This is a genomic window from Microvirga mediterraneensis (assembly GCF_013520865.1).
GTDB lineage: Bacteria > Pseudomonadota > Alphaproteobacteria > Rhizobiales > Beijerinckiaceae > Microvirga > Microvirga mediterraneensis.
The window spans coordinates 2,412,411-2,436,800 of record NZ_JACDXJ010000001.1 but is presented as its reverse complement, the minus strand read 5'-3'; the positions used below and the strand labels follow the sequence as shown (position 1 = coordinate 2,436,800).

The window sequence follows — 24,390 nt, the reverse complement described above, 5'->3', positions numbered from 1 at the left end:
TCAGCGTTGCCCGCGCTTGGCGAGCGCCTTGGGACTGGAGGTTTTGAGGGATTTGCCACGGCCCGACAGACTCGGATTTGTCATGAAATACTTGTGAGCGTTGAATGGTTCCTCGCCCTTGGCCGGCACGACCCGCTGGCTCGACCCGTCGGGCAGCACGGTCCAGCTCTGCTCGTTGTCGAGGAGGTTGGCGAGCATGATCTGGTCGAGCACCTGCTGGTGCACGGTCGGGTTGAGGATCGGCATCAGGGCCTCGACGCGACGGTCGAGGTTGCGCGACATGAGGTCGGCGGACGAGATGTAGACATGGGCCTTGTTGTTCGGCAGCGCCTGCCCGTTGCCGAAGGCATAGATGCGGGTGTGCTCCAGGAAGCGCCCGACGATGGACTTGACCCGGATGTTCTCCGACAGGCCCTTGATGCCCGGCCTGAGGCAGCAGATGCCGCGCACGATGAGATCCACCTGCACGCCCGCGGCGCTTGCATCGTAGAGCGCGTCGATGATGTCGGCGTCCACGAGCGAGTTGCACTTGCCCCAGATCGACCCCGGCCGCCCCGCCTTGGCATGGGCCACCTCCTCCTCGATGTGCTGCAGCAGCCGCTTCTTGAGGGTAAGCGGCGACACCGCCATGCGCTCCAGCTCAGCAGGTTCCGCGTAGCCGGTCACGAAGTTGAAGATGCGCGATACATCCCGGCCGATCACCGGATCGGCGGTGAAATAGGACAGGTCGGTGTAGATGCGCGCGGTGATCGGGTGGTAGTTGCCCGTGCCCACATGGCAATAGGTGATGAGCTGGCTGCCTTCGCGGCGCACGACCATGGACAGCTTGGCGTGCGTCTTCAGCTCGATGAAGCCGAACACCACCTGGGCGCCGGCGCGCTCCAGGTCGCGCGCCCAGCGGATATTGGCCTCCTCGTCGAAGCGGGCCTTCAGCTCCACGAGGGCGGTGACGGATTTGCCCGCCTCGGCGGCCTCGGCGAGCGCCGCCACGATGGGGGAATCCGACGAGGTGCGGTAGAGCGTCTGCTTGATCGCCACCACGTTCGGATCGCGCGCGGCCTGACGCAGGAACTGCACCACCGCGTCGAAGGATTCGTAGGGATGGTGGACGATGATGTCCTTCTCGCGGATCGCCGCGAAGCAATCGCCGCTATGCTCGCGGATGCGCTCCGGGAAGCGCGGATTGTAGGGCTTGAACTTGAGGTCGGGCCGTTCCAGGGCGACGAGCTGCGACAGGTCCCGCAGGCCCATCATGCCCTCGACGACGAAGACCTCGTCCTTGGACACTTCCATTTCCTCGGCCACGAAGAGGCGCAGATCCTCGGGCATGGCCGCCTCGACCTCCAGCCGGATCACGCTGCCCCGACGGCGCTGCTTGAGCGCCGTCTCGAACAGGCGCACGAGATCCTCGGCCTCCTCCTCCACCTCGATGTCGGAATCGCGGATGACCCGGAAGGCGCCCTGCCCCTGCACCGCGTAGCCGGGGAACAGGCGGCTCGTATAGAGCACGATCATCTGCTCCAGGGCGATGAAGCGGGTTGCGCCCGTCTCGGCGAAATCGGGCAGGCGGATGAAGCGTTCCGCCCGCGACGGCAGGCGGATCAGCGCGTTCAGCACCTTGCCGTCGCTCTGGCGCACCAGTTTGAGGGCGATGGACGAGCCGAGATTGGGAATGAACGGAAAGGGATGCGCCGGATCAATGGCGAGCGGCGTCAGCACCGGGAAGACATGGTTGAGGAAGTAATCCTCGAGCCAGGAGGCCTCGGCCTTCGTCAGCCCCGCCCCCTCGGTGAGGACGATGCCCTCCTCCAGGAGCGCATCGCGCAGCTCGCGCCAGCGTCGCTGCTGATCCGAGGCGAGGTGGGAGACGGCCACGGAGATCTTCGCCAGCTGCTCCTGCGGCGTGAGCCCGTCCTGCGAGGTCGTGGCGACGCCCGAGCGCACCTGCCCGATCAGGCCCGCGACGCGGACCATGAAGAACTCGTCCAGGTTGTCGGCCGAGATCGACAGGAAGCGCAGCTGCTCCAGGAGCGGGTGGTTGCGGTTCGATGCCTCCTCGAAGACCCGGCGGTTGAACTCAAGCCAGGACAGCTCGCGATTGATGAAACGCTGGGGGAACTTCCGCAGCACCGCCCCGTCGAGCTCGATATCCGGCGGCGCCTTCGGCAACGGAGCCTCGCTGATGGTCTCCACCTCTTTCAGGGCGATCGCGCTGCGCACTTCGTTCTCCGCGTTCTCGTTCTTCGGAGATCGTTTTGCTCTCGGCTTCGTGACGGTTTCACGACGGTTCGTCAGTGCGGCGTTGGTGTCAGACTTCACTCGCTCTCATCCGTTTCCTGTGCGGCCCCCAGAATCTCCGCCGCGATCGCCCGGGACACGCGGCGCCCCCGGCTCAGGGCCTCCCGGTCGAGGAGCGCCACGAGTTCGGAGGCCTTCGCCAATGAGCGTTCGATCCGAAGGGCAATATAGTCGACAACGGAGGTGTCGACCACGAGTTGCCTGTCGACGAAAAGCTTCACCAGCACGGCTTTCAGCAGCGCATCGTCCGGCGCCTCGAGGGATACGCTCGGCGCGAGGCGAAGGCGCGACAGCAGATCGGGAGTGCGCAGGGACCAGCGGTCGGGCGGCGTCTCCGAGGTGATCAGGAGCGACGCCTTTCTCTCCCGCGCGAGGTTCAGGAGGTGGAACAGGGCCGCCTCGTCCCGCTCGCCCCGGTCCATGTCCTCGATGGCGAGCGCGCCGTTCGAGACGAGGTGCGGAACCTTGTCCTGCGTGATCCCGGAGGCGTCGATGGTCCAGGCGCGGGCATTCGTCGCCCAGATCGACGCCAGGTGGCTCTTGCCGCTGCCGCGGGGGCCCACGAGGAGCAGGATCGTGTCCGGCCATTCGGGCCAGCTCTCGATGAGGCCGTAGGCCTGCTCGTTCGAAGGACTGACGAGGAAGTCCTCGGCGCCGAAACGGGGATCGAGAGGTAAGTCGAAGGCGAGCTGCTTGGGCATCTCACGCATCGAGATCGACCTTCCCGGGCTCGATCCTGGGTTTGAGGATCATCGGCTCCGCCCCGCGATAGAGGGGGCTCGCCAGATATTGCCTCAGGGCGAAGCGCGCGATGACGCCCATGGCCGCGGCGAGCGGCACGGCCAGCAGCAGCCCGACGAAGCCGAAGAGGGCGCCGAAGGCCACGAGGGCGAACATGAGCCAGACCGGGTGCAGGCCGACGGAATCCCCCACCAGTTTCGGCGAAAGGATGTTGCCCTCCACGAACTGGCCGAAGATGAAGATGCCCAGCGTCGCGGCGATCATGGTCCAGTCGGGCCAGAACTGCACGATGGCGACGCCCACCGAGAGGATGAGGCCCGTGAGCGAGCCCACATAGGGGATGAAGCTCAGGAGCCCGGCCGTCATGCCGATGAGGGCGCCGAAATTCAGCCCGACGATGGTGAGGCTGACCGCGTAGAACGTGCCCAGGATGAGGCAGACCAGGGCCTGACCCCGGACGAAGCCGGCAATGGCCCGGTCGATATCGCCGGCGATGGACCGGATCGTGTCGCGGTGCCGCATGGGCATCCAGGAATCCACGGTCCTGACCATGCGGTCCCAGTCGACCAGCATGTAGAAGGCCACGACCGGCGTCACCACCAGCAGGGAGAAGATGCCGATGAGGGCCTGTCCGCCGGACCAGAGCCCCTGCATGAAGGCGGTGATCCACGCGACGCCCTGGCTGATGAGGTTGCCCACGGAGGGAGGCGTCGCGGGGAGCGCGTCCTCGATGCCGAGCTTGTGGATCAGCGGGCCGAGCTGCTGGGCCCCCAGCTCCTGAAGCCTCGTCACGTAGCCGGGCAGCCGCTCCACGAAGGCTCCCACCTGCTGGGCCGCGAAGGGCACCAGGATCATGAGGGCGGTGATGAAGATCAGAACGAAGAGGATCAGGATGAGAAGGCTCGCGCCCAACCGCCCGAGACCGACCTTCTGCAGCCGGTCGGCCAGGGGGTCGAGCAGGTAGGCGAGCGCGAAGCCCGCGACGAACGGCAGGAGGATGCCGCGCAGGATGAACAGCAGCAGAACCGCGACGACCAGCGCCGCAATCCAAAATCCGATCTGCCGTTGGACCGTCATCGGTTCCCCATACATCATCATTTTGGCCATCAGGTGGACATGTGGCGCAGCCAGCCGACGAGATAGGCACCGGCAGAGGCTATGGTCAAGGTCGCCACCAGCACCGTGACGATTTCCTCGAGCCCCCCGAGCTCTACGCCGAAGGCGTTGGCCGCGAGCGCATAGGCGGCAAACCCAAGCTGCGCCCCGGTGTTGAGCTTGCTGACGATGAGCGGCTTGATCTCGACCGGACGGCTCATGACCCAGGACAGGATCACGGCCGCCACGATCATGGCATCCCGCGAGACCACGACGATGGCGAGCCAGCCGGGGATCGCCCCCACGATCGCGAGGGTCACGTAGATCGAGACCAGGAGCGACTTGTCGGCCAGGGGATCGATATAGGCCCCGAACTCGCTCCTCATGTCGAACTTGCGGGCGATGAACCCGTCGATCGCATCGGAGACCCCGGCCACGACGAAAAGCGCGAAGGCCATGGCCCACCGCTGCTGCATGATCATGACGATCACGATGGGCACGAGGATGAGGCGGCCGATGGAGATGATGTTCGGGATGGTCATCGGGTCATGATGATGACGGGTCGGAAGACGGAGTTCAATCGCCGAGCCGAGGGCATGGGGATAAGATCGGCTCGCTGGAACCCGGGACCGTCATTCCGGGGCTGCGCAGCCGAGCCCGGAATGACAGGGGACGACAGGGCCCGCAAAATGCGAACTCTCCCCTTGCCTCCCGGTCCCTCTCGCCTTACTGCCCGAGCCAACACGGGGTGAGCCATGACGACCGAGAAGCAGACGAACGGCCTGACCTATGCCCAAGCGGGCGTCGACATCGACGCGGGCAACGCCATGGTCGACCAGATCAAGCCCCTGGTGCGCTCCACGCGCCGGCCGGGCGCCGACGCGGAGATCGGCGGGTTCGGCGGGCTGTTCGACCTCAAGGCGGCGGGCTTCAAGGATCCCATTCTGGTCGCCGCCAATGACGGCGTCGGCACCAAGGTCAAGATCGCCATCGATACGGGCATCCACGACACCATCGGCATCGACCTCGTGGCCATGTGCGTGAACGACATCATCGTCCAGGGCGCAGAGCCCTTGTTCTTCCTCGATTATTTCGCCACCGGGAAGCTCTCCCCCGAGGTCGGCGTGCACATCGTCAAAGGCATCGCCGAGGGCTGCCTCCAGGCGGGCTGCGCGCTGATCGGCGGCGAAACCGCCGAGATGCCGGGGCTCTACGCAAAGGGCGATTACGACCTCGCGGGCTTCGCGGTCGGCGCGGCCGAGCGCGGCACCCTGCTGCCGAAGGACGTGAAGATCGGCGACGTGCTCATCGGCCTGCCCTCCTCCGGCGTCCATTCGAACGGCTTCTCGCTGGTGCGCCGGATCGTCGAGCATTCCGGCCTCGCCTGGGACGCGCCCGCCCCCTTCGCGGCGGGCAAGACCCTCGCCCAGGCCCTGCTGGAGCCGACCCGGATCTACGTGAAGGCGCTCCTGGAGGCGCTGAAGGCGGGGGACGGGATCAACGCGCTCTGCCACATCACCGGCGGCGGCTTCCCGGACAACATCCCGCGTGTCCTGCCCGACGGGGTCGGCGTGCGCCTCGACCTCGACGCGATCGCCGCCCCGCCCGTCTTCGGCTGGCTCGCTAAGACCGGCAGCGTGGCCGAGGCCGAGATGCTGCGCACCTTCAATTGCGGGATCGGCATGATCGTGGTGGCTGGCGCTGACAGGGCCGATGCCGTGATGGACCGGCTGGCGAAGGCCGGCGAGCACCCGGTCCGCATCGGCGAGACGGTGGCCCATGCGGGCGGCGAGCGCGTCCTGACCTCGGGGTCCCTGAAGCTCTGATGTCCCGCCGCCGCGTCGCCATCCTGATCTCGGGCCGCGGCTCGAACATGGTCTCGCTGATCGAAGCCGCCCGCGCCGGGGATTATCCGGCCGAGATCGCCCTCGTCCTGTCGAACCGTCCCGACGCGGCAGGTCTCGACCGGGCGAAGGAAGCCGGTATCGCCACCTGCGTGGTCGACCACAAGGCCCATCCCACCCGGGAGGATTTCGAGCAGGCGATGGATGCGGCCCTCGCCGCGCACGGCATCGAGTTCATCTGCCTTGCGGGCTTCATGCGGGTGCTGACCGATTGGTTCGTGGAGCGCTGGTCGGGCCGGATGGTCAATATCCACCCCTCCCTCCTGCCCCTGTTCCGGGGCACGCAGACCCATCGCCGGGCCCTGGAGGAAGGTGTGCTGGTCCACGGCTGCACCGTGCACTTCGTGGTGCCGGAACTGGACGCCGGCCCCATCATCGCTCAGGCTGTCGTTCCCGTGGTGCCGGGCGACACGGAGGAAAGCCTCGCGGCCCGCGTGATCGTCCAGGAGCACAAGCTCTATCCGCACGCCCTGCGCATGATCTGCGATGGGACGGCCCGGCTTGAGAACGGTCGGGTGGTGTTCTCTCGCGGCTGGGACGGCTACGGGGCGCTGCATTCGCCGGACTGACGCTAACGCATCGGACGAAAAGTGGACCCGGTTTTCCGGTCCATCCGATGCGCCAGCCAAGAGAAGGAGCATCGGATTGAATCCCAAATGTGCAAGTCCACTTTTGGGTCCGATGCTATAGGCCCAGGCCCTCTCACCCCTATCGCTTTTGCCAACTCTCGCGCTGAGCCGATGCGGGCGGCAATCAATCGCCAGCTTGAAAATGTACTCGTTTTGTTCTGTTATCATATGTTATTATAGAACGAATGGATTGTACATGGTTCCTCCTCTCTTCTCCGACGGCAAGCCGATCCTGCGGGATTGGCTCGCCTTGAAGCGTCGCCTGACCAGTCTCCACCTCGACCTGACGACGCTGCGCCTGTTGCGGGCACTCAAGCGTTTCAACCCGCAGCAGCCTCGCGTGCCTGCCGGCAGCCCGAATGGCGGGCAATGGACGAGCGGAGACGGCGGCAGCGGGGTTGGCGCTTCCACCGATCCGACCCCGGTGCAAGTCGGCTACCGCGAGGAAGGTCGCCGCCACACAGTTGATCTCAGAGAGGCGGAAGTGCGTGGCGGTCACGCAATGCGCGAGCATGTCGGGAAGACCGAGGCTGAACTGACAGGCCGCGTCGAGCGTGAATATTGGGATTTGCGGATTATAGAGCTCGGCAGGAAACGAGCCGGCTCCTTCTTTTCCATTGGCGAGGCGAACGAGTATGTGAATGCGGCCCTGGACGCCAATCGAGCCATCGTCGAGGAAGTTGCGGCTGGCAGAGAGCCATCAGCATTTTTCACGCACCGGTTGGGATTTGTCACTGGCCGCGAAGCAATCGTTCTTCCGGAGCGGCGAACGATTATTCTTCGTCGAACTTACGGGATTGGAGTTTTGATCATTCACGACAAGCGTTCACCGAACGGCTTCAGAGTTCACACCGCCTAACCCGAGAAACGACGATCAATAAGGTTTTTGACATGAACTATCCTGACGAGTTCAAGAAGCTCGCTTTTGATGTCCTCACAGCCGATATTCTTGGAATCCGTTCGTTGGAAGGAATCCGCGATCATATATTGAAGGGTCTCAAGCCTCAGCAGCGACAGCGCCTTGAACTCTACCTCATGGAAACCCTCGATGGCCATATGAGCGACAAGGAGATCAATGCATTGTGGGACAAGACGGGCACCGACGTCATGTTCCACCGCCCTGCCGCTGCCCGCAACTTTCTGCTCAAAGTCCAGGACTGGCTTGCCGAAAGCGACAAGCCCCTCTGAACGCGAGCCCGGATCGCCTTGCTTCCGGGATCGCGTTTGCTCTTTCACTCAAATCTGCGGCCGCGGCAGCTTGCAGGCGTCGAGGGCGGCAAGCGCCTTGCCGCGGGCGGTTTCGTTGAACACGCCCGTGTCGCGATAGGCCTGGAGTTCATCGGCGCTCAGCGAGCGCATCGTGCGGCCGGCATAGCAGTCGCAGGACCGGTTGAGGGACGTCTCGCTCACGCTGGTCAGGACCCTGCCTTGCGTGATGGCGCAGGCCTGGCTGACGCGGGCACGCAACTGGGACACGCTTTCCGTCTTGAGCGCGGGATCGGGCTGGTATTGGGTCGGCGTGTTGGAGGCGGCGGCATGGGCCGCGGTCGCGCCGACGGACAAGGCGGCCGACACGAGCAGTGCGCGAATGATCGAATTCATGGATGGCTCCCCAGGGATGAAATCACGTTCGGTGGTTAAGAATAGGCTTGGCCGTTCGGGTTCAAGGGGGAGCTGCGAACAGGCTTAAGAAGGTGTGACTGAACCATCGTCATTGCCGCTGACCTGAGCCCTCATCCTGAGGGGATTGCGCAGCAATCCGTCTCGAAGGACGAGGGCGCCTCCAGTGCAAACTGGACGATCCTTGGAGACGCAGCGTCGCTGCTCCTCAGGACGAGGTCAGAGTTTCCCTCAAGCTGGAAAATCTAAACAACCGCCTCGGCGCGATGGTGCTTCCGGGCGAGCGGCAGTTCCAGGGCCGGATCGAGATCGGCTTTTTCCAGCGCGACCCGGTTGTCGTGGAAGGCCGCGCCGCCATAGGGCGCCACCTGATCGCCGCCGGTGAGCGTGTTGATGCCCCGACCGAACGGGTGAGCGGCGTTGGGCCAGATGCCCTCGGCGATGAGCACGCCGCGCCGCACGCCGTCGAAGAGCCGGGCGCGCAGGTAAACCTCGCCGCGATGGTTCCTCAGCTTCACCCAGTCGCCGTCGGTGATCCCCTGCCGCTCGGCGTCGAGCGGATGGATCATCACCTCCGGCCGCCGCTCCTTGTCGAGGGAGGTCGGCGTCTCGGTGAAGCTCGAATTGAGGAAGTTGCGGGCCGGGCTCGTGGCGAGCCGGAACGGATGCTCCTCGGTGGCCGCTTCGATCACGCCCCAATGGTCCGGGAAGGACGGCATTTCGGCCCACGGGCCCATGGCGCCGTTGTTGTAGGACGGAACCGAGGCCCAATCGGGCCTGAAGCGGAACTTGCCGTCCGGATAGCCGAAGCCTCTCAGGAAATGGGCTTCCTCGAAGGGCGGCTGCGCGTCGAAATGGATCCGGGCTTCCAGCTCCTCCAGGGAGCCCCAGCCGGAATTCCGCAGAGTCCAATCGATGATTTCGCGCGGCTCCATGGCAAAGCCGCGATGCTCGGCGCCGAGGCGCGTGGCGAGACCGCGGAACACCTCATGGTTGGAGCGGCATTCCCCCGGCGGGTCGATGAGCTTGGGACCGACCTGGAAATGCTGGTGGCCGCCGCCGGAGTAGAGATCGTCGTGCTCCATGAACATGGTCGCGGGCAGGACGATGTCGGCCATGAGGGCCGTCTCGGTCATGAACTGCTCGTGGACGCAGACGAACAGGTCCTCGCGGGAAAAGCCCCGCTTGACCAGCTCCTGCTCCGGCGCGACCGAGACCGGGTTGGTGTTCTGGATCAGCATCGCCTTGACGGGCGGGCCGTTATGGAGGGCCTCGGCGTCGCCCGTGAGGACGCGGCCGATCTGAGACTGGTCGAGAATGCGGATCGCGGGATCGATGGCGTCGTGGCCCTCGATCAGGGCCTTGTTCCAGTGGAAGATGCCGCTGTTCGAATGGAACGCGCCGCCGCCCTCGTATTGCCAGGCGCCGGTCACGGCCGGGATGGATGCGGCCGCGTGCATGTTGACCACGCCGTTGCGCTGGCGGGCAAAGCCGTAGCCGAGGCGGAAGAAGGTGCGCTTCGTCGTGCCGACGAGCCTGGCGAAGGCTTCGATCTCCTCCACGGACAGACCCGTGATGGCGGACGCCCAGGCCGGGTCGCGGGTCTTGAGGTGCTCCTCGAGCCCCTGCGGATGATCGGTGTAGCGCTCCAGGTATTCCCGATCCGCCAGGCCGTCGCGGAAGAGCACATGCATGACCGCACAGGCGAGAGCCCCGTCGGTACCGGGCTTCACCAGAAGCGCCATGTCGGCCTGCTTCATGGTGGCGTTCTGGTAGATGTCGATCACCACGAGCTTGGCGCCACGCTCCTTGCGGGCCTTCATCGCGTGGGTCATCACGTTGACCTGGGTGTGGACCGGGTTGGTGCCCCAGATCACGATGCAGTCGGACACGGCCATCTCGCGCGGGTCGGAGCCACGCAGGTGGCCGGTGCCGGCGACATAGCCCGTCCAGCTCATGGCCGTGCAGATGGTGGAGTACTGCCCGGAATACTTCTTCACATGGCGGAGGCGGTTGATGCCGTCGCGCATGACGAAGCCCATGGTGCCGGCATAGTAGTAGGGCCAGACGGATTCCGAGCCGAAGTCCCGCTCCGCCTCCAGGAACTTTTCGGCCACGATATCGAGGGCCTCGTCCCAGGAGATGCGCTCGAACTGCCCCGAGCCCTTCGGCCCCGTGCGCCTCATCGGATAGAGCAGCCGATCCGGATTGTGGATGCGCTCCGCATAGCGGGCCACCTTGGCGCAGATGACGCCCGCCGTGTAGCTGTTGCTCTTCGCCCCGTGCACGCGCCCGATGGAGCGGCCGTCGATCACCTCGACCTCGAGGGAGCACACGGAGGGGCAATCGTGCGGGCAGACGGACGAGCGGCGTTCGATGCGGGGAGCTTGGTTCATGGCGGGCGCATCATGACGGAGCGTGAGGCCAAAGAAAAGGCCGCCCAAAGGGCGGCCTGAACATGAAGGCTATGCTCTAAGAGCTTAGCCGACGATCTCGTTGCCCGAGAAGAACTGGGCGATCTCGACCTTGGCGTTGTCGAGGCTGTCGGAGCCGTGGACCGAGTTCTCGCCGATGGACTTGGCGTAGAGCTTGCGGATCGTGCCCTCGGCGGCGCTCTCCGGGTTGGTGGCGCCCATGATCTCGCGGTAGCGGAGCACGGCGCCCTCGCCCTCGAGAACCTGCACGACGACCGGAGCGGAGATCATGAAGTCCACGAGCTCGCCGAAGAAGGGACGCTCCTTGTGGACCGCGTAGAAGGTCTCGGCCTCGCGGCGGCTCATGAGGATGCGCTTCTGCGCCACGATGCGCAGCCCGGCATTCTCGATGACGGCATTGATGGCGCCCGTGAGGTTACGCTCGGTCGCGTCGGGCTTGATGATGGAGAAGGTGCGCTCGATGGCCATGACAACTCGCTTTGATCTGAGAAGGGAAATGATGAAGTGCGGCGCTTATAACGGTGCGCCCCCCGCGCCTCAAGCGCCTTTTGCCCCCGCCGCTTGGAAAGCTTAATGGCCTCCCCTAATCTTCTGTCCCTATAGGTCCGGCGGGGGCCGGAAAAGAGGGACTTTCCCATGAAACACGCGATCTTTGCTGCTTTCGGCCTCGCCCTTCTCGCGGTTCCGGCGCAGGCCCAGCAGGCCAATCCGAGCGGGACATGGCTCACGCAAAGCGGCGATACCCGGGTAAGGATTGCCCAATGCGGAGGCGCCTATTGCGGCACCATCGTGTCGTCCACCTACGAGAAGGATACGAACAACGCGGACCCGAAACTGAGGGGCCGCAACATCGTGGGGGTCCGGATGATCTGGGATGCCAAGCCGGAAGGGGACGGCTACAGCGGCCAGCTCTACAACCCGCAGGACGGCAAGACCTATACGGGCAAGCTCAAGGTCATGAGCCCCACGACCCTGCAGCTCTCCGGCTGCGTCCTCGGCGGCCTGATCTGCCGGTCGCAGACCTGGACGAAGACGAATTGAGGCGGTCCATTGTCATTCCCGGACGGAGCGCAGCGGAGGGGATAAGGACTCCACCCGCCGCTCCGCACCGTGGCCCGCGACCCTCACTGCCTGCGCAGGGACTTGACAGCGGAGCGCTTCACTCGAACCAGATAGCCGGCACAAGGCCGGCCATGACAAGCAATGGGCCCTACCGCGCCCTCTGGCCGAACAGGACTGCCTGAACCGAGGGGTCCGTCAGGTCGGTCTTCTCGCGATCCTCGGAGCTGACCTTGATGCCGCGCTGCACCGCCGGGCGGGCGAGAACCGTTTCCAGCCAGCGCTTGGCATGCGGGAAGTCGTCGATGTTCTGGCCCTGGCGCTCCCACAGCTTCGCCCATGGGGCAATGGCCATGTCGGCAATGGAATACTCGCCCGCCACGAATTCCCGGTCCGCAAGGCGCTTGTTCAGCACGCCGTAAAGGCGGTTGGTCTCGTTGGTATAGCGGTCGATGGCATATTGCACCTTCTCCGGCGCATAGATGCGGAAATGGTGGGTCTGGCCGAGCATGGGGCCAAAGCCGCCCATCTGCCAGAACAGCCATTGATCGACCTCGACCCGCCCGCGCTCGTCCTGCGGATAGAACTGCCCGGTCTTGCGGCCGAGATATTGCAGGATCGCCCCGGACTCGAAGACGGAGATCGGCCGCCCGTCCGGCCCATCGTGGTCGACGATCGCCGGCATCTTGTTGTTGGGCGAGATCGCCAGGAATTCCGGCTGGAACTGGTCGCCCTTGCCGATATTGATCGGGTGGATCGCGTAAGGCAGCCCGCATTCCTCGAGCATGATGGTGATCTTCCATCCGTTCGGGGTCGGCCAGTAATAGAGATCGATCGGTTGCTGCGCGGAAGCCGCCATGGATTTCCCTCTCCTTACCTGACGCACGGGTCCGTGCGGGACGTTAAGATATTAGATCGGAATGCGCACCCTCAGGCGCAATGAAATTCCGTGGAAAGGATGCGTGGCTGCTCCCGGGCCCTTGCATGTTTCAGTATTTCATCATGAGATGCCCGGGCATGACAAAGTTCCCAGGGGATCTATGATGAACCGTTTCGTGAGCTCCACTCTCGTCGCCTTGATGGCCCTGTCCATGGCGGGTGCCGCCCAGGCCGCCGCTGAAACGAAGCCGAAGAAGGAGCCGACCGCCGCCCAGCTTGCCGCACGCGAGCGCATGAGCAAGTGCAGCGCGGAATGGAAGGAAGCCAAGGCTGGCTCCAAGCTCCCCAAGGATGCCAAGTGGCCGAAGTTCTGGAGCGAGTGCAACACACGCCTCAAGGGCGGCACGAAGGCTTGAGCCCTATCGGCTTCTAAAGCATCGGATGTGAATTTGTATTCCCATCCGATGCGTCAACTTACTGGTTTGACGCATCTTTCCACGCAAAACCGGTTCCCACTTTTGCGTCCGATGCTTTAGCGCCTGATCGCCCGGCGCACGGCATAGGCGCCGCTCGCCCAGAGCATCGCGGCGACGAAGCGGACCGGGAACAGCGTCAGGCCGTCAGAGCGCACCGGGGCAATCCAGGGCAGCCCGAGGCTGCTGATTCCCCAGGAGACGAGCACCGACACGGCCAAGGCGACCATGCCGACGATCAGTACCTTGCCGAACTGGTCGGCCTTCCAGCCGAGCCACACCGCGAGGAGGATCAGGACCGGATCGAAGGCCGCAGGCAGCCAGTCCCAGAGATGAACGACGGGAACCGTGGGATGCACGTCGCTCACGCCCACCAGGCCTGGGGCAGCTTGATCCGACCGGCGGAATCCTCGATCACCTGGCCGGCCGCGAAGAGGGTCTCCTCGTCGAAGGCGCGGCCGATGAGCTGGAGGCCGAGCGGCAGGCCTTGAGCGTCGAGCCCGGCCGGAACGGCGATGCCCGGCAGGCCGGCCATGTTCACCGTCACGGTGAAGATGTCGTTGAGATACATCTCGACCGGATCGCCCGAGCCCTTCTCGCCGATGCCGAAGGCGGCGGACGGCGTCGCCGGGGTCAGGATGGCATGGACGCCCTGAGCATAGACCTCTTCGAAGTCGCGCTTGATCAGGGTGCGGAGCTTCTGGGCCCGGACGTAATAGGCATCGTAATAGCCGGCCGAGAGCACATAGGTGCCGATCATGATGCGGCGCTTGACCTCGCGGCCGAACCCGGCCGCACGGGTCTTCTCGTAGAGCTCGACGATGTCCCGGCCGTTCTCGCGCAGGCCGTAGCGCACGCCGTCATAGCGGGCGAGGTTCGACGATGCCTCGGCCGGGGCCACGATGTAATAGGCCGGCAGCGCGTATTTGGTGTGCGGCAGGGAGACCTCGACGATCTCGGCACCGGCGGCGCGCAGCCATTCCGTGCCCTGCTGCCAGAGCCTCTCGATCTCGGGCGACATGCCGTCGATCCGGTATTCCTTCGGAATGCCGATCTTGAGCCCCTTCACGCCCCGGGAGATGGCCGCCTCGAAATCCGGCACCGGAAGATCGACGCAGGTGGTGTCCCGGTCGTCGGGCCCCGCCATGGAGCGCAGCATGATGGCCGTGTCGCGCACGGTGCGGGCGATGGGGCCGGCCTGGTCCAGGGACGAGGCGAAGGCCACCGTGCCCCAGCGGGAGACGCGCCCATAGGTCGGCTTGATGCCGACCGTGCCGGTGAAGGCCGCCGGCTGGCGGATGGAACCGCCCGTATCGGTCGCGGTGGCGCCCAGGCACAGATGGGCGGCAACCGCCGCCGCCGAGCCGCCCGAGGAGCCGCCGGGCACCAGATGGGTGCCCTCGATGGCGCCGGCCGCGCCCGCACTCACGTTCGAGCCCTCGCGCCGCCAGGGCGACACCACCGGCCCGAAGGCGCTGGTCTCGTTGGAGGAGCCCATGGCGAACTCGTCCAGGTTGAGCTTGCCGAGCATCACGGCGCCGTCGTTCCAGAGGTTCCGGGTGACGGTGGATTCGTAGGGCGGGTTGAAGTTGCCCAGGATCCTGGACCCCGCGGTCGTGGTCACGCCGTCGGTGCAGAACAGGTCCTTGATGCCGAGCGGAATGCCCTCGAGCGCCCCGCCCTCGCCCCTGGACAGCTTCTCATCCGAGGCCTTGGCCATGGCGAGCGCCTTTTCCGGCGTCTCGAGCACATAGGCATTGAGCGCCCTCGCCTTCTCCATGGCGGCGAGATGCGCCTGGGCGAGCTCGGTGGCGGAGAAGGTCTTGGCCTTCAGGCCGTCGCGGGCCTCGGCAATCGTGAGATGGGTCAGTTCGGTCACGGGACTGGATCTCTTGTCTCGACGTCAGGCCGGGCTCGCCCCGGCCATGCACGCCTTATTCTGCGGGAGATCCCCGGGTCGCGCTGCGCTTGCCCGGGGATGGTCGAGGAACCGGCGGTCCGCGGTTTACTCGACCACCTTGGGCACGAGGAAGAAGTTGTCTTCCGTGGCGGGGGCGTTGCGGACGATCTTGTCCGCGTAGCCGCCGTCGGTCACGCCGTCCTGGCGCTTCTTCATGACCATGGGGGTCACGGAGGTCATCGGCTCGATGCCCTCCACGTCCACCTCGTTGAGCTGCTCGACGAAGGAGAGAATCGCGTTGAGCTCGCCCTGGAGATGAGGCACCTCCGCATCCGTCACGGCAATGCGCGCCAGATGGGCGATGCGGCGGACCGTTTTCTCATCGACCGACATGAATGGTCTAACCTCTTGGAAATCTGCTTGGCGGCCTATAGCACCCGCCCGCCTCGGGGGGCAACGCTGGATGTGCGGCAGACCGATCTGACGCCCTCAACGTCATGGCCGGGCTTGTCCCGGCCATCCCGATACTCTGAAGCGCCGCCCCCTTCCGATCGAGATCACCGGGACGAGCCCGGTGATGACGTGGAGCTTTAAACCGTCACCCCCACGGTCTTGTGCGGCACCACCACCTGGATCCCCTTGCCGTCCAGGGCCGCGACGAAGCGGTCGGCGTTGGGGACGAGGGGCGGGAAAGTGGCGTAATGGCACGGGATGGCCGCCTTGGCGCCGCTGAAATACCGCTCGACGGCCAGGGCCGCGACCTCCGGACCCATGGTGAAGCGGTCGCCGATGGGCACGATGACCACATCGGGCCGGTGGATCTCGGCGATCAGGGCCATGTCGCCGAAAATGTCGGTATCGCCCATGTGATACACGGTCGGCTCGCCCGGGGCCTTCACGATGATTCCGTTGGCGTTGCCGAGCGGGAAGTTCACGTCCATCTCCACGAGGCCGGCGGAATGGTCCGCCCGCACCAGGGTGACGGTGAAGCCGTCCTGCTCCGTCGTGCCGCCCGTGTTCATGGTATCGATGTTCTCGACGCCCTGCTTGGCGAGATACATGCAGAGCTCGAAATTGGTGACCACCTTGGCGCCCGTCGCCTTGGCGATGTCGACCGTATCGCCCACGTGGTCCCCATGCCCGTGAGTGATGAGGATATGCGAGACACCCTGGACGATCTTGCCCTTGTCTCCCTCGAAGGCCGGATTGCCGGTGAAGAACGGATCGATGAGCACGGCCTTTCCGGCGAAATCGAGCCGGAAGGCGGAATGGCCGAACCACGTAATTTTCATGGGAATACCCTCGCTTTCGGCAACATCACATGGGGCAGCCGCACCCTTCCGACCACGCCCCCCAGGAACAAATCCGCAGGTCGGGCTTTAAGAAGCTAAGCAATAAACATCAAGCCTGCAGGAGGATTGCCATGTCCCGCCTCATCGCCAGTTTTGCCGCAGCCGCCGGGCTCCTGGCCTCCACCAGCGCCTGGGCCGTCGAGATTTCGATCTCGTGCAGCGCGCTCGGCAAGGAATACGAGATCTGCAAGCAGGGCACCGACGCCTGGGCGAAGAAGACCGGCAACACGGTCAAAATCGTCTCGACCCCGAACTCCGCCACCGAGCGCCTCGCCCTGTTCCAGCAGCTTCTCGCGGCCGGAGCCGGTGACATCGACGTGTTCCAGATCGACGTGGTCTGGACCGGCACGCTCGGCAACCACCTCCTCGACCTGACTTCGAAGGCGCAAGGCGCGATCGGCGACCACCTCCCCGCGATGGTCGAGACCAGCCGTGTCGAGGGCAAGCTGATGGCCGTGCCGTGGTTCGCCGACGCGGGGCTGCTCTATTACCGCAAGGACCTGCTGGACAAGTACAAGCGGCCCGTGCCGCAGACCTGGGCCGACCTCACGGAGACCGCCCGCCTGATCCAGGAGGGCGAGCGCAAGGAGGGCCGGGGCGACTTCTGGGGCTATACCTGGCAGGGCCGCGCCTATGAGGGCCTGACCACCAACGCCCTCGAATGGATCGCCTCCAACAATGGCGGCACCATCGTGGACGAGAAGGGCGACGTCACCATCGAGAACCCCAAGGCCGCCGAGGCCCTGAAGACCGCCGCCGGCTGGGTCGGCACGATCACGCCCGAGGGCGTGCTCAACTATACGGAGGAGGAGGCGCGCGGAATCTTCCAAGCCGGCAATGCCGTGTTCATGCGCAACTGGCCCTATGCCTGGGCCCTGGCGCAGGGCGGCGACAGCACCATCAAGGACAAGATCGGCATCGCGCCCCTGCCGAAAGGCGGTGCGGACGGCCGCCACGCGGGCACCCTCGGCGGCCAGTTGCTTGCCGTCTCCAAATATTCGAAGAACGCCGATGCCGCGACCGATCTCGTCCTGTACCTGACGAGCGAGGCGGAGCAGAAGCGCCGCGCGGTCGAAGGCGCCTTCAACCCGACCATCGTGTCGCTCTACAGCGACCCGGACATCGCCAAGGCCAATCCCTTCATCGGCGATCTGGTCGACGTGTTCAGCAACGCGGTCGCACGCCCGGCCACCGTGACGGGCCAGAACTACAACAAGGTCTCGACCGAGTTCTTCAACGCGGTGCATCAGGTCCTTTCGAAGCGTTCCGAGCCCGCGCAGGCGCTGAGCCGCCTCGACCGCGACCTGAAGCGGATCAAGCGCAACGGCTGGCAATGATCATGAGCAGCGCCGTCGCCGAGGCCGGCGCTCCCATCGCGCAGCAGGCGCGGGGACGCGGCTCGTCCCTGACGCGCTCGCGCGTCAGGGCGGCGTGGCTCTTCATCGCGCCGAGCCTGATCGTCGTCGCGCTCATCGCGGGCTGGCCCCTGGCGCGGACGATCTGGTTCAGTTTCACGGACGCCAGCCTCAACAACCTGAGCGACTATAACTTCATCGGCCTGGAGAATTATCTCGCCAAGTACGACGGCGAGTGGTTCGGGATCCTGATCGAGCCCGACTGGTGGCGTTCGGTGTGGAACACCCTGTGGTTCACCCTCGTGTCGGTCTCGCTCGAGACGGTGCTCGGCACCGTGGTGGCGCTGATCCTGAACGCGGCGTTCCCGGGGCACGGCCTCATGCGGGCCGTGATCCTGATCCCCTGGGCGATCCCGACCATCGTGTCCGCCAAGATGTGGAGCTGGATGCTGCACGACCAGTTCGGCGTGATCAACGACCTCCTCCTGCGCATCGGCCTGATCGCCGCGCCGGTCACCTGGACGGCCAATGCCGACACGGCCCTGTGGTCTGCCGTCATGGTGGATGTCTGGAAGCACACGTCGTTCATGGCGCTGCTCATCCTGGCCGCCCTCCAGATGCTGCCGCAGGACATCTACGAGGCCGCGAAGGTGGACGGCGTCTCGCCTGTCCGCGTGTTCTTCCGCGTGACCCTGCCGCTCATCAAGCCGGCGCTGCTGGTCGCGGTGATCTTCCGCTCCCTCGACGCCCTGCGGGTCTTCGACCTCATCTATGTCCTGACGTCGAACTCCAAGGACACGGCCTCCATGTCCGTCTATGCGCGCCAGCAGCTCGTCGATTTCCAGGAAGTGGGCCTCGGCTCGGCCGCATCGACGCTGATCTTCCTCATCATCGCCCTCGTGGTCGTGATCACCCTCGCGGCCGGACGCGTGCGCCTCGGGGAGGATCCACGATGAAGCTGCTGGCCCGCATTGGCTTCTGGCTGCTCGTGATCGTCATCGCGTTCTTCGCGCTGTTTCCGTTCTATTACGCGATCATCTCGTCCTTCCGCACGGGGAGCGCCCTGTTCTCGGTAGCCTACCTGCCCGAGACCTTCGATTTCTCGAACTACGTCGCCGTGTTCGAACGCCAGCCCTTCGGCCGCAACATCCTGAACTCGGTCATCGTATCCGGCTCCGTGGTGGTCCTGTCGCTGGGCTTAGGCATCACGGCGGCCTACGCCTTCGGGCGCATCGCCTTTCGCGGCCGCTCGCTGCTGCTCATGACGATCCTGTCCGTCTCGATGTTCCCGCAGGTGGCGGTGCTCGCCGGCATGTTCGAGCTGATCCGCTCCTTCGGCCTCTACAACACCCTGCCCGGCCTGATCCTCGCCAACCTCATGCTCACCCTGCCCTTCACGATCTGGGTGCTCACCACCTTCATGCGCGAGCTGCCGAGGGAGATCGAGGAAGCGGCTTTCGTCGACGGCGCAACGCCGTGGATCGTGGTGCGGCGCGTGTTCCTGCCGCTCATGGCCCCCGCGGCGGTGACCACGGGACTGCTGGCCTTCATCGTCTCGTGGAACGAGTTTCTCTTCGCCCTCACCTTCACGCTCACCAACGAGCAGCGCACTGTGCCGCCCGCCATCGCCCTCATGAGCGGCTCGACTGCTTATGAGCTGCCCTGGGGCGCGATCATGGCCGGCTCCGTCATCGTGACGATTCCGATCATCGTCCTGGTGCTCGTATTCCAACGCAAGATCGTCGCCGGCCTCACGGCCGGCGCGGTGAAGGGCTAGTTTAGGAAGTTTCCGCAATGGCTGATGTCGTCCTCAAGAACGTCCAGAAGTCCTTCGGCCGGGTGAAGATCATCCACGGCGTCGATCTCGATATCCGCGACGGCGAGTTCGTGGTCTTCGTCGGTCCCTCGGGCTGCGGAAAATCCACGCTGCTGCGCCTCATCGCCGGGCTCGAGGACATCACGGCGGGCGATCTCCTCATCGGCGGCGAGCGCGTGAACGATCTCGTGCCGGCCAAGCGCGGCATCGCCATGGTGTTCCAGTCCTACGCGCTCTACCCGCACATGAACGTCTACGACAACATGGCCTTCGGGTTGGAACTGGCGAAGTCCTCGAAAGCCCAGATCGACGCCAAGGTGCGTGAGGCCGCGCGCATGCTGCAGATCGACAATCTCCTCGACCGCAAGCCCAGGCAGCTCTCCGGCGGCCAGCGCCAGCGCGTCGCCATCGGCCGTGCCATCGTGCGCGACCCGAAGGTCTTCCTCTTCGATGAACCGCTCTCGAATCTCGACGCGGCGCTTCGCGTGCAGACCCGCATCGAGATCGCCAAGCTCCACAACGACACAGGCGCGACCATGATCTACGTGACCCATGACCAGGTGGAGGCGATGACCCTCGCAGACCGGATCGTGGTGCTCAACGGGGGACGGATCGAGCAGGTCGGCACGCCGCTGGATCTCTATCATCGCCCGGCCAATCTCTTCGTCGCTGGCTTCATCGGCTCGCCTCAGATGAATTTCATCGAGTGCCAGGTCGCCGGCGTCGGCCTCGACGAGGTGCTGGTGAGCCTTCCCAGCGGCGGTACCCTGTCCGTCCCGGTGGCTCCGGAAGCCGTTAATCCGGGCGAGGCCGTCACCCTCGGCGTCAGGCCCGACCACGTGCGGGTCAACCCCCAAGGCTCTCTCACCGGGCGCGTCGAGCTGGTGGAGGAGCTCGGCGAGAACCACCTTCTCTACGTGGACATGGGCAAGGGACGCCGCCTCACCGTCCGCGAGCCGGGCGACGCGCGCCACGAGGCGGGAAACACCGTCACCCTCGAGATCGACCGCGAATCCTGCCACCTGTTCAAGCGCTCGGGGGCAGCACTGCCGTCGCGCGCCGGGACCGTGAACCCGGCTCCGTCCTCGCCGGACCTGACGAGCGCGGCGTGACACTCCCCGTCATGGCCGGCCTTGTGCCGGCCATCCCGATACGGAAAAGCTCGGCGCCCTCATGAATCGAGATCACCGGCACAAGGCCGGTGATGACGTCGAGGATCATAGCGAACACCACTCTCCCGTCTCGACGCCGGCCCGCTTCCCCTATACTGGCTGGGAGCCGGCAGGATGACGAGGAGGCAGCCCATGATCTCACGAGACGACGAACTGGTCGCCTTCATCGACGGCCTGCCGCCCCGTGCCCGCCTCATGGGCCTCGATCTCGGGACCAAGACCATCGGGCTCGCCCTCTCGGACGTGGAGCGGCGCATCGCCACCCCCCTGGAGACGATCAAGCGGGTGAAGTTCACCCCCGATGTCGGCCGCATCAAGGACCTCGCCTCCCGCTATGACGTCGGCGGCCTCGTCTTCGGCCTGCCGCTCAACATGGACGGCACGGAGGGCCCCCGCTCCCAGGCGACCCGCGCCTTCGTGCGCAACATGAAGCCCCTCCTGCCGCTGCCCATTCTGTTCTGGGACGAGCGCATGTCCACCATGGTGGTGACCCGCACGCTCCTCGATGCGGACGCGTCCCGCGCCAAGCGGGCCGACGCGGTCGACAAGATGGCCGCTGCCTACATCCTCCAGGGCGCCCTCGACCGCTACGAGCGCATCGCGGCCGATGCCGAGGACGCGGCGGACGAAGCCGCCCTCCGGTCGGGCCTCGACCTGGACAATCCACCGGAAGGCGGATCGCTCGACGATTAGCCGGAGACCCACGCGCGCCCATTTCGAGGCTTGACGCGCCATGAAAAGCCCCCTATCTCACCGCCAACCGCGACGCCGGTTTCGAATCCCAGCCCCCGATGCTTGAGACAAAGCCTCCGGAAAGGCCAAGGGTTCGATGGCTTCGGTGGGGGATAGTTTAATGGTAGAACAGCGGACTCTGACTCCGTTAGTCTTGGTTCGAATCCAGGTCCCCCAGCCAGCCCCTCTTTCAAGCACTTAGCAGTATTTTCTCAGACACGGATCTCGCGGGTTAGACATTTCGATCCGTCGAAGCTGGACAATTGCGTCCCCTCTTGCCCGCGCGGATGGCCTGAGCAAGACTGCTTGCATCAGCTTTCCTGTTGCGAAAGCTGTAGATAGCCTCAACCATGAACTGGTCCGGCTAACAATTGCCGAGAACGACAACTCTCTCTTCATCCTTCCCCACTATAAGCTCTCCACAAAACCTCGACGGCAGGCCTAGTGCGGGTCCCTAAAACCGCGCTATAGTGCGGCCGAGGTACTCCCGAGGAAGGTCAGCGCCATGGCGATCGTCTACCCAATGGTGGCTTTGGTTGGCGGTCTCGTCAGTTGCGTCCTGCTGTGGCCCTACGGGGCGGCCATTGCGCTGCTCAGCATGCCGATTGCCGGGAGCCTGCTGGCCCTCGCCGCCGCGGTTCTGGTGTACAGGCGAACCGCGGATGAGGCCGGCACGAGCCATGACCGCGCAGGTGATAGGGATCCGACCCGGACGTTGCGGACGACGGAAAGCCGATAAGAGCCCAGAGCGGCCGGGACCTACAGCCCCCCTCTCGGACAGGGGCAAGCCCTCCATCCATTCTGCATGCAGGCCCCCTTTTTCGTCTCGCCCGCCGCGCGGACAAGCCGGATGGGTGAGCGCAAAAGGGCAATGTTCGCCTTCGATGCAATCGACTAGATAGATCGCCATGACGCCCAAACTGTTTTTCCGCTGGGTCGCATGGCTTCTCGTCCTTGCGATCGCGATCTTCACCGTTGCGCCCATACAGTTCCGGCCTGTCACCGGAGCATCGGTCGGACTGGAGCGATTTGCCGCCTTCGCGATGATCGGAACGGCCTTCTGCCTGGGCTATCCGAGACACCGCCTCCAGATCATCGTGCTGATGATCGGGATGATCACCGTCCTCGAGGTCGCGCAGAACTATGTGCCGAGCCGGCATGGCCGCCTGCCGGATGGCCTGGTCAAAGTGTCGGGCGCCCTGATCGGCGCGGCCTTTGCCATGCTCCTGACCCGCGGAAAGCGGATCTCCTGAAGCATCGGACGTGGATCCGAACTCACATCCGAGGCTTTAGGTTTTCGAACACTTTCATCTTCCCGCGTAAAACCGGTTCCCACTTTTGCGCTCGATGCTCAAAGGATCACGGCCCAGGGCGCGGCTCCCCCTCTTCATTATGGTTTCTTAACGCTCCTGAACCGTATAACTCCCTTTTCACCCTTCCTGCCATGCTTCCGCCCTCTTGGAGGCGATAGACAGGAAGCAGGACAGGAACCCGGTGCGCGATGATGAACCGTCTGACGATCGCCATAGCCGTGGCCGGGTGGGCCTTGTACGGCTTCTCGGCCCTGATGCCGACCGGCGCCGATCCCAAGACCGAGATCGCACGGCTGCGCCAGGTCGCTGAAGCAGCCGGGGCCGACCGTGACGCCCTCGCGGCCGAACTGCAGCATTTCAAGGAGGGACACCAGGACCTGCAGCATGTCCAGAACCGGATTGCCGCCGCCACTCAGGAGTTGAAGCACCTGGAATATCTCCGGTCCAGGATCAGCGGCGAGATCGACGTGATGCGGCCTCAACCCTCGAAGGCCTCATCTCAACCCTTGCCCCCACCCCAGAATCCCGCCCCTCCGGACGCGGCCGGCGAGGCCCTTTCGAAAGAGGAAATCGGCTTTGCGCAGCAGGCGCTGACGGCGCTGGGCTTCGGTCCCTTGAAAGCCGACGGGGTATTCGGCCCGGGCACACGGCGCTCGATCGAGGCCTTCCAACAGGCCCGTGGGCTCCCGGTCACCGGAAAGCTCGAGGGCGCGACCCTTCGGGCGCTTCAGAGCAGACAGACGGCCGCGCAGCCGTAATTCCGAGAGCGTCGCGGTTCATTCCCCTCGGCCTATGCCGAGGGCGACATCTTAGAGCATCGTCCGGAAAAGCGGGCCCGGTTTTCGCCGACGCGGCCCTCTGGGTCCGGCCCGAACGATGCTGTCCTCTATAGACGAAGCATCGGATCAATCCCAAAAGTGCAAGTCCACTTGTGGGTCCGATGCTGTAGAGCAGCGAGTGCGAATTCGAACTCGCGTCCGATGCTTCAGCGCCGGGAGCTTTCGACGGCCTTCACCTGATCGCCGGATGCCAGCCGGAGCCTGCGCTCCAAATCCTCGACCTGCCTGGCGACCGCATTGAGGTTCGTTCTGATGACGAACAGGTCCGAGGCGGACACACCGGATGTCCCGATCGCCGGCTTCACATCGAGCATCGGTTCGTCTCCCTGATTCTTCGGCTTCGAGCCGCTGCCGGCAATCCAGCGCCAGATGGCGCGAACGATCAAAGCGACCAGGACGAACAGGAGCAGCCCGACCGCCAGGACGATACCCAGCGTCACGGCAGCGCCGAGTTGATCACTTCCCCCCATAGAACTCCCCCCTCATCAGCAGGAAATTCCTAGAGCATCGATCCTGAAAGTGGAATGCACATTTGCACATGATGCGGCAGGCGGGGCGGGATCGAGGCGGAAGGCCTATGCCCCCCGTACGTAGGCAGGAGAGGAACAGGGCCCCTCATCGACTACTACTTTTGTGCAAGGTCGGGACGCAGCTTTTCTGTTGCTGGGCTGCCGAAGCCTGAATACTCTCCCCTCACAAGAAAAAGGGCCGCAACAAAGCGACCCCGAAGTTTAGGGAGGAAACGCCCAAGAAGGGCGAGCAGGACGGTGACACCGAT

General features: G+C 64.9%; 27 protein-coding genes and 1 tRNA gene. 15 read left to right on the top strand and 13 right to left on the bottom strand.

Annotated features, from left to right (window positions below):
• The 4 genes from H0S73_RS11480 to H0S73_RS11465 all read right to left on the bottom strand — a co-directional run bounded on the left by H0S73_RS11480 (position 1) and on the right by H0S73_RS11465 (position 4,676).
• On the bottom strand, positions 1-2,169 hold the full coding sequence (locus tag H0S73_RS11480; RefSeq protein WP_246389265.1) for an RNA degradosome polyphosphate kinase: 2,169 nt from the start codon (positions 2,167-2,169) through the stop codon (positions 1-3).
• 146 nt (positions 2,170-2,315) lie between these two features.
• On the bottom strand, positions 2,316-3,008 hold the full coding sequence (locus tag H0S73_RS11475) for a P-loop NTPase family protein (RefSeq protein ID WP_181052277.1): 693 nt from the start codon (positions 3,006-3,008) through the stop codon (positions 2,316-2,318).
• Positions 3,001-4,116: an AI-2E family transporter gene (locus H0S73_RS11470; protein ID WP_181052276.1), complete on the bottom strand. Its 1,116-nt coding sequence runs from the start codon at positions 4,114-4,116 to the stop codon at positions 3,001-3,003. The genes H0S73_RS11475 and H0S73_RS11470 overlap by 8 nt, the downstream gene beginning before the upstream one ends.
• Before the next feature lie 29 nt (positions 4,117-4,145).
• Positions 4,146-4,676: a CDP-alcohol phosphatidyltransferase family protein gene (locus H0S73_RS11465; RefSeq protein ID WP_181052275.1), complete on the bottom strand. Its 531-nt coding sequence runs from the start codon at positions 4,674-4,676 to the stop codon at positions 4,146-4,148.
• A 213-nt stretch (positions 4,677-4,889) separates the two neighbouring features.
• On the opposite strand from H0S73_RS11465, the gene purM reads away from it, so the two are divergent.
• The 4 genes from purM to H0S73_RS11445 all read left to right on the top strand — a co-directional run bounded on the left by purM (position 4,890) and on the right by H0S73_RS11445 (position 7,855).
• Complete coding sequence (gene purM / locus H0S73_RS11460) at positions 4,890-5,960, top strand: phosphoribosylformylglycinamidine cyclo-ligase (RefSeq protein WP_181052274.1); 1,071 nt, start codon at positions 4,890-4,892, stop codon at positions 5,958-5,960.
• Positions 5,960-6,607: a phosphoribosylglycinamide formyltransferase gene (gene purN / locus H0S73_RS11455; RefSeq protein ID WP_181052273.1), complete on the top strand. Its 648-nt coding sequence runs from the start codon at positions 5,960-5,962 to the stop codon at positions 6,605-6,607. The genes purM and purN overlap by 1 nt, the downstream gene beginning before the upstream one ends.
• Before the next feature lie 256 nt (positions 6,608-6,863).
• The gene (locus tag H0S73_RS11450; protein ID WP_181052272.1) at positions 6,864-7,526 is read left to right on the top strand and encodes an RNase A-like domain-containing protein; all 663 of its coding nucleotides are present in this window, start codon (positions 6,864-6,866) and stop codon (positions 7,524-7,526) included.
• A 32-nt stretch (positions 7,527-7,558) separates the two neighbouring features.
• A complete protein-coding gene (locus H0S73_RS11445) occupies positions 7,559-7,855 on the top strand; it encodes a hypothetical protein (RefSeq protein ID WP_181052271.1) in 297 nt (98 codons plus the stop codon).
• Between the two features lie 48 nt (positions 7,856-7,903).
• Here H0S73_RS11445 and H0S73_RS11440 read toward each other — a convergent pair whose 3' ends face one another.
• The 3 genes from H0S73_RS11440 to ndk all read right to left on the bottom strand — a co-directional run bounded on the left by H0S73_RS11440 (position 7,904) and on the right by ndk (position 11,190).
• Entirely contained in the window at positions 7,904-8,269 is a 366-nt protein-coding gene (locus H0S73_RS11440) for a hypothetical protein (RefSeq protein ID WP_181052270.1), read from the bottom strand.
• 263 nt (positions 8,270-8,532) lie between these two features.
• The gene (locus tag H0S73_RS11435; RefSeq protein WP_181052269.1) at positions 8,533-10,683 is read right to left on the bottom strand and encodes a molybdopterin-containing oxidoreductase family protein; all 2,151 of its coding nucleotides are present in this window, start codon (positions 10,681-10,683) and stop codon (positions 8,533-8,535) included.
• An 84-nt stretch (positions 10,684-10,767) separates the two neighbouring features.
• Positions 10,768-11,190 (bottom strand): nucleoside-diphosphate kinase, encoded by a 423-nt coding sequence (ndk, locus tag H0S73_RS11430; RefSeq protein WP_181052268.1) that lies wholly within the window; start codon positions 11,188-11,190, stop codon positions 10,768-10,770.
• 168 nt (positions 11,191-11,358) lie between these two features.
• On the opposite strand from ndk, the gene H0S73_RS11425 reads away from it, so the two are divergent.
• Complete coding sequence (locus H0S73_RS11425) at positions 11,359-11,763, top strand: DUF2147 domain-containing protein (RefSeq protein ID WP_181052267.1); 405 nt, start codon at positions 11,359-11,361, stop codon at positions 11,761-11,763.
• Between the two features lie 169 nt (positions 11,764-11,932).
• On the opposite strand, the gene H0S73_RS11420 is transcribed toward H0S73_RS11425, so the two are convergent.
• Entirely contained in the window at positions 11,933-12,640 is a 708-nt protein-coding gene (locus tag H0S73_RS11420) for a glutathione S-transferase N-terminal domain-containing protein (RefSeq protein ID WP_181052266.1), read from the bottom strand.
• Positions 12,641-12,824: 184 nt separating this feature from the next.
• Between H0S73_RS11420 and H0S73_RS11415 the strand changes: the two genes are divergently transcribed.
• Positions 12,825-13,076 (top strand): hypothetical protein, encoded by a 252-nt coding sequence (locus H0S73_RS11415; protein ID WP_181052265.1) that lies wholly within the window; start codon positions 12,825-12,827, stop codon positions 13,074-13,076.
• A gap of 116 nt (positions 13,077-13,192) precedes the next feature.
• Here H0S73_RS11415 and H0S73_RS11410 read toward each other — a convergent pair whose 3' ends face one another.
• From H0S73_RS11410 to H0S73_RS11395, 4 genes are all read right to left on the bottom strand, one after another.
• The gene (locus H0S73_RS11410; protein ID WP_181052264.1) at positions 13,193-13,501 is read right to left on the bottom strand and encodes a hypothetical protein; all 309 of its coding nucleotides are present in this window, start codon (positions 13,499-13,501) and stop codon (positions 13,193-13,195) included.
• Complete coding sequence (gene gatA / locus H0S73_RS11405) at positions 13,498-15,012, bottom strand: Asp-tRNA(Asn)/Glu-tRNA(Gln) amidotransferase subunit GatA (RefSeq protein WP_181052263.1); 1,515 nt, start codon at positions 15,010-15,012, stop codon at positions 13,498-13,500. Before gatA ends, H0S73_RS11410 begins: the two co-directional genes overlap by 4 nt.
• Positions 15,013-15,138: 126 nt before the next feature.
• The gene (gatC, locus tag H0S73_RS11400) at positions 15,139-15,426 is read right to left on the bottom strand and encodes an Asp-tRNA(Asn)/Glu-tRNA(Gln) amidotransferase subunit GatC (protein ID WP_009764521.1); all 288 of its coding nucleotides are present in this window, start codon (positions 15,424-15,426) and stop codon (positions 15,139-15,141) included.
• A gap of 197 nt (positions 15,427-15,623) precedes the next feature.
• The gene (locus H0S73_RS11395) at positions 15,624-16,325 is read right to left on the bottom strand and encodes a metal-dependent hydrolase (RefSeq protein ID WP_181052262.1); all 702 of its coding nucleotides are present in this window, start codon (positions 16,323-16,325) and stop codon (positions 15,624-15,626) included.
• A 131-nt stretch (positions 16,326-16,456) separates the two neighbouring features.
• Here H0S73_RS11395 and H0S73_RS11390 point away from each other — a divergent pair, with 131 nt between their 5' ends.
• The 9 genes from H0S73_RS11390 to H0S73_RS11350 all read left to right on the top strand — a co-directional run bounded on the left by H0S73_RS11390 (position 16,457) and on the right by H0S73_RS11350 (position 23,531).
• On the top strand, positions 16,457-17,722 hold the full coding sequence (locus H0S73_RS11390) for an ABC transporter substrate-binding protein (protein ID WP_181052261.1): 1,266 nt from the start codon (positions 16,457-16,459) through the stop codon (positions 17,720-17,722).
• Positions 17,723-17,724: 2 nt separating this feature from the next.
• Complete coding sequence (locus H0S73_RS11385; RefSeq protein ID WP_425488190.1) at positions 17,725-18,696, top strand: carbohydrate ABC transporter permease; 972 nt, start codon at positions 17,725-17,727, stop codon at positions 18,694-18,696.
• Positions 18,693-19,517 (top strand): carbohydrate ABC transporter permease, encoded by an 825-nt coding sequence (locus tag H0S73_RS11380; RefSeq protein ID WP_181052259.1) that lies wholly within the window; start codon positions 18,693-18,695, stop codon positions 19,515-19,517. The genes H0S73_RS11385 and H0S73_RS11380 overlap by 4 nt, the downstream gene beginning before the upstream one ends.
• 17 nt (positions 19,518-19,534) lie before the next feature.
• On the top strand, positions 19,535-20,668 hold the full coding sequence (locus tag H0S73_RS11375) for an ABC transporter ATP-binding protein (RefSeq protein ID WP_181052258.1): 1,134 nt from the start codon (positions 19,535-19,537) through the stop codon (positions 20,666-20,668).
• Positions 20,669-20,860: 192 nt separating this feature from the next.
• Positions 20,861-21,421, top strand: a complete 561-nt coding sequence (ruvX, locus tag H0S73_RS11370; RefSeq protein ID WP_181052257.1) for a Holliday junction resolvase RuvX — start codon at positions 20,861-20,863, stop codon at positions 21,419-21,421.
• Positions 21,422-21,567: 146 nt separating this feature from the next.
• A tRNA-Gln gene (locus H0S73_RS11365) sits at positions 21,568-21,641 on the top strand.
• Positions 21,642-21,965: 324 nt separating this feature from the next.
• Complete coding sequence (locus H0S73_RS11360; RefSeq protein WP_181052256.1) at positions 21,966-22,199, top strand: hypothetical protein; 234 nt, start codon at positions 21,966-21,968, stop codon at positions 22,197-22,199.
• 169 nt (positions 22,200-22,368) lie between these two features.
• Positions 22,369-22,713: a VanZ family protein gene (locus tag H0S73_RS11355; RefSeq protein WP_181052255.1), complete on the top strand. Its 345-nt coding sequence runs from the start codon at positions 22,369-22,371 to the stop codon at positions 22,711-22,713.
• Positions 22,714-22,961: 248 nt separating this feature from the next.
• A complete protein-coding gene (locus H0S73_RS11350) occupies positions 22,962-23,531 on the top strand; it encodes a peptidoglycan-binding domain-containing protein (protein ID WP_181052254.1) in 570 nt (189 codons plus the stop codon).
• Positions 23,532-23,758: 227 nt separating this feature from the next.
• Here H0S73_RS11350 and H0S73_RS11345 read toward each other — a convergent pair whose 3' ends face one another.
• Complete coding sequence (locus H0S73_RS11345; protein ID WP_181052253.1) at positions 23,759-24,082, bottom strand: hypothetical protein; 324 nt, start codon at positions 24,080-24,082, stop codon at positions 23,759-23,761.
• Positions 24,083-24,390 lie beyond the last annotated feature (308 nt).

Bases quoted from the DNA above. Each gene is read 5' to 3' on its own strand.
- H0S73_RS11475 (WP_181052277.1), bottom strand. From the start codon at position 3,008: ATGCGTGAGATGCCCAAGCAGCTCGCCTTCGACTTACCTCTCGATCCC.
- H0S73_RS11470 (WP_181052276.1), bottom strand. From the start codon at position 4,116: ATGACGGTCCAACGGCAGATCGGATTTTGGATTGCGGCGCTGGTCGTC.
- H0S73_RS11465 (WP_181052275.1), bottom strand. From the start codon at position 4,676: ATGACCATCCCGAACATCATCTCCATCGGCCGCCTCATCCTCGTGCCC.
- purM (WP_181052274.1), top strand. From the start codon at position 4,890: ATGACGACCGAGAAGCAGACGAACGGCCTGACCTATGCCCAAGCGGGC.
- purN (WP_181052273.1), top strand. From the start codon at position 5,960: ATGTCCCGCCGCCGCGTCGCCATCCTGATCTCGGGCCGCGGCTCGAAC.
- H0S73_RS11450 (WP_181052272.1), top strand. From the start codon at position 6,864: ATGGTTCCTCCTCTCTTCTCCGACGGCAAGCCGATCCTGCGGGATTGG.
- H0S73_RS11445 (WP_181052271.1), top strand. From the start codon at position 7,559: ATGAACTATCCTGACGAGTTCAAGAAGCTCGCTTTTGATGTCCTCACA.
- H0S73_RS11440 (WP_181052270.1), bottom strand. From the start codon at position 8,269: ATGAATTCGATCATTCGCGCACTGCTCGTGTCGGCCGCCTTGTCCGTC.
- H0S73_RS11435 (WP_181052269.1), bottom strand. From the start codon at position 10,683: ATGAACCAAGCTCCCCGCATCGAACGCCGCTCGTCCGTCTGCCCGCAC.
- ndk (WP_181052268.1), bottom strand. From the start codon at position 11,190: ATGGCCATCGAGCGCACCTTCTCCATCATCAAGCCCGACGCGACCGAG.
- H0S73_RS11425 (WP_181052267.1), top strand. From the start codon at position 11,359: ATGAAACACGCGATCTTTGCTGCTTTCGGCCTCGCCCTTCTCGCGGTT.
- H0S73_RS11420 (WP_181052266.1), bottom strand. From the start codon at position 12,640: ATGGCGGCTTCCGCGCAGCAACCGATCGATCTCTATTACTGGCCGACC.
- H0S73_RS11415 (WP_181052265.1), top strand. From the start codon at position 12,825: ATGAACCGTTTCGTGAGCTCCACTCTCGTCGCCTTGATGGCCCTGTCC.
- gatC (WP_009764521.1), bottom strand. From the start codon at position 15,426: ATGTCGGTCGATGAGAAAACGGTCCGCCGCATCGCCCATCTGGCGCGC.
- H0S73_RS11395 (WP_181052262.1), bottom strand. From the start codon at position 16,325: ATGAAAATTACGTGGTTCGGCCATTCCGCCTTCCGGCTCGATTTCGCC.
- H0S73_RS11390 (WP_181052261.1), top strand. From the start codon at position 16,457: ATGTCCCGCCTCATCGCCAGTTTTGCCGCAGCCGCCGGGCTCCTGGCC.
- H0S73_RS11385 (WP_425488190.1), top strand. From the start codon at position 17,725: ATGAGCAGCGCCGTCGCCGAGGCCGGCGCTCCCATCGCGCAGCAGGCG.
- H0S73_RS11380 (WP_181052259.1), top strand. From the start codon at position 18,693: ATGAAGCTGCTGGCCCGCATTGGCTTCTGGCTGCTCGTGATCGTCATC.
- H0S73_RS11375 (WP_181052258.1), top strand. From the start codon at position 19,535: ATGGCTGATGTCGTCCTCAAGAACGTCCAGAAGTCCTTCGGCCGGGTG.
- ruvX (WP_181052257.1), top strand. From the start codon at position 20,861: ATGATCTCACGAGACGACGAACTGGTCGCCTTCATCGACGGCCTGCCG.
- H0S73_RS11360 (WP_181052256.1), top strand. From the start codon at position 21,966: ATGGCGATCGTCTACCCAATGGTGGCTTTGGTTGGCGGTCTCGTCAGT.
- H0S73_RS11355 (WP_181052255.1), top strand. From the start codon at position 22,369: ATGACGCCCAAACTGTTTTTCCGCTGGGTCGCATGGCTTCTCGTCCTT.
- H0S73_RS11350 (WP_181052254.1), top strand. From the start codon at position 22,962: ATGATGAACCGTCTGACGATCGCCATAGCCGTGGCCGGGTGGGCCTTG.
- H0S73_RS11345 (WP_181052253.1), bottom strand. From the start codon at position 24,082: ATGGGGGGAAGTGATCAACTCGGCGCTGCCGTGACGCTGGGTATCGTC.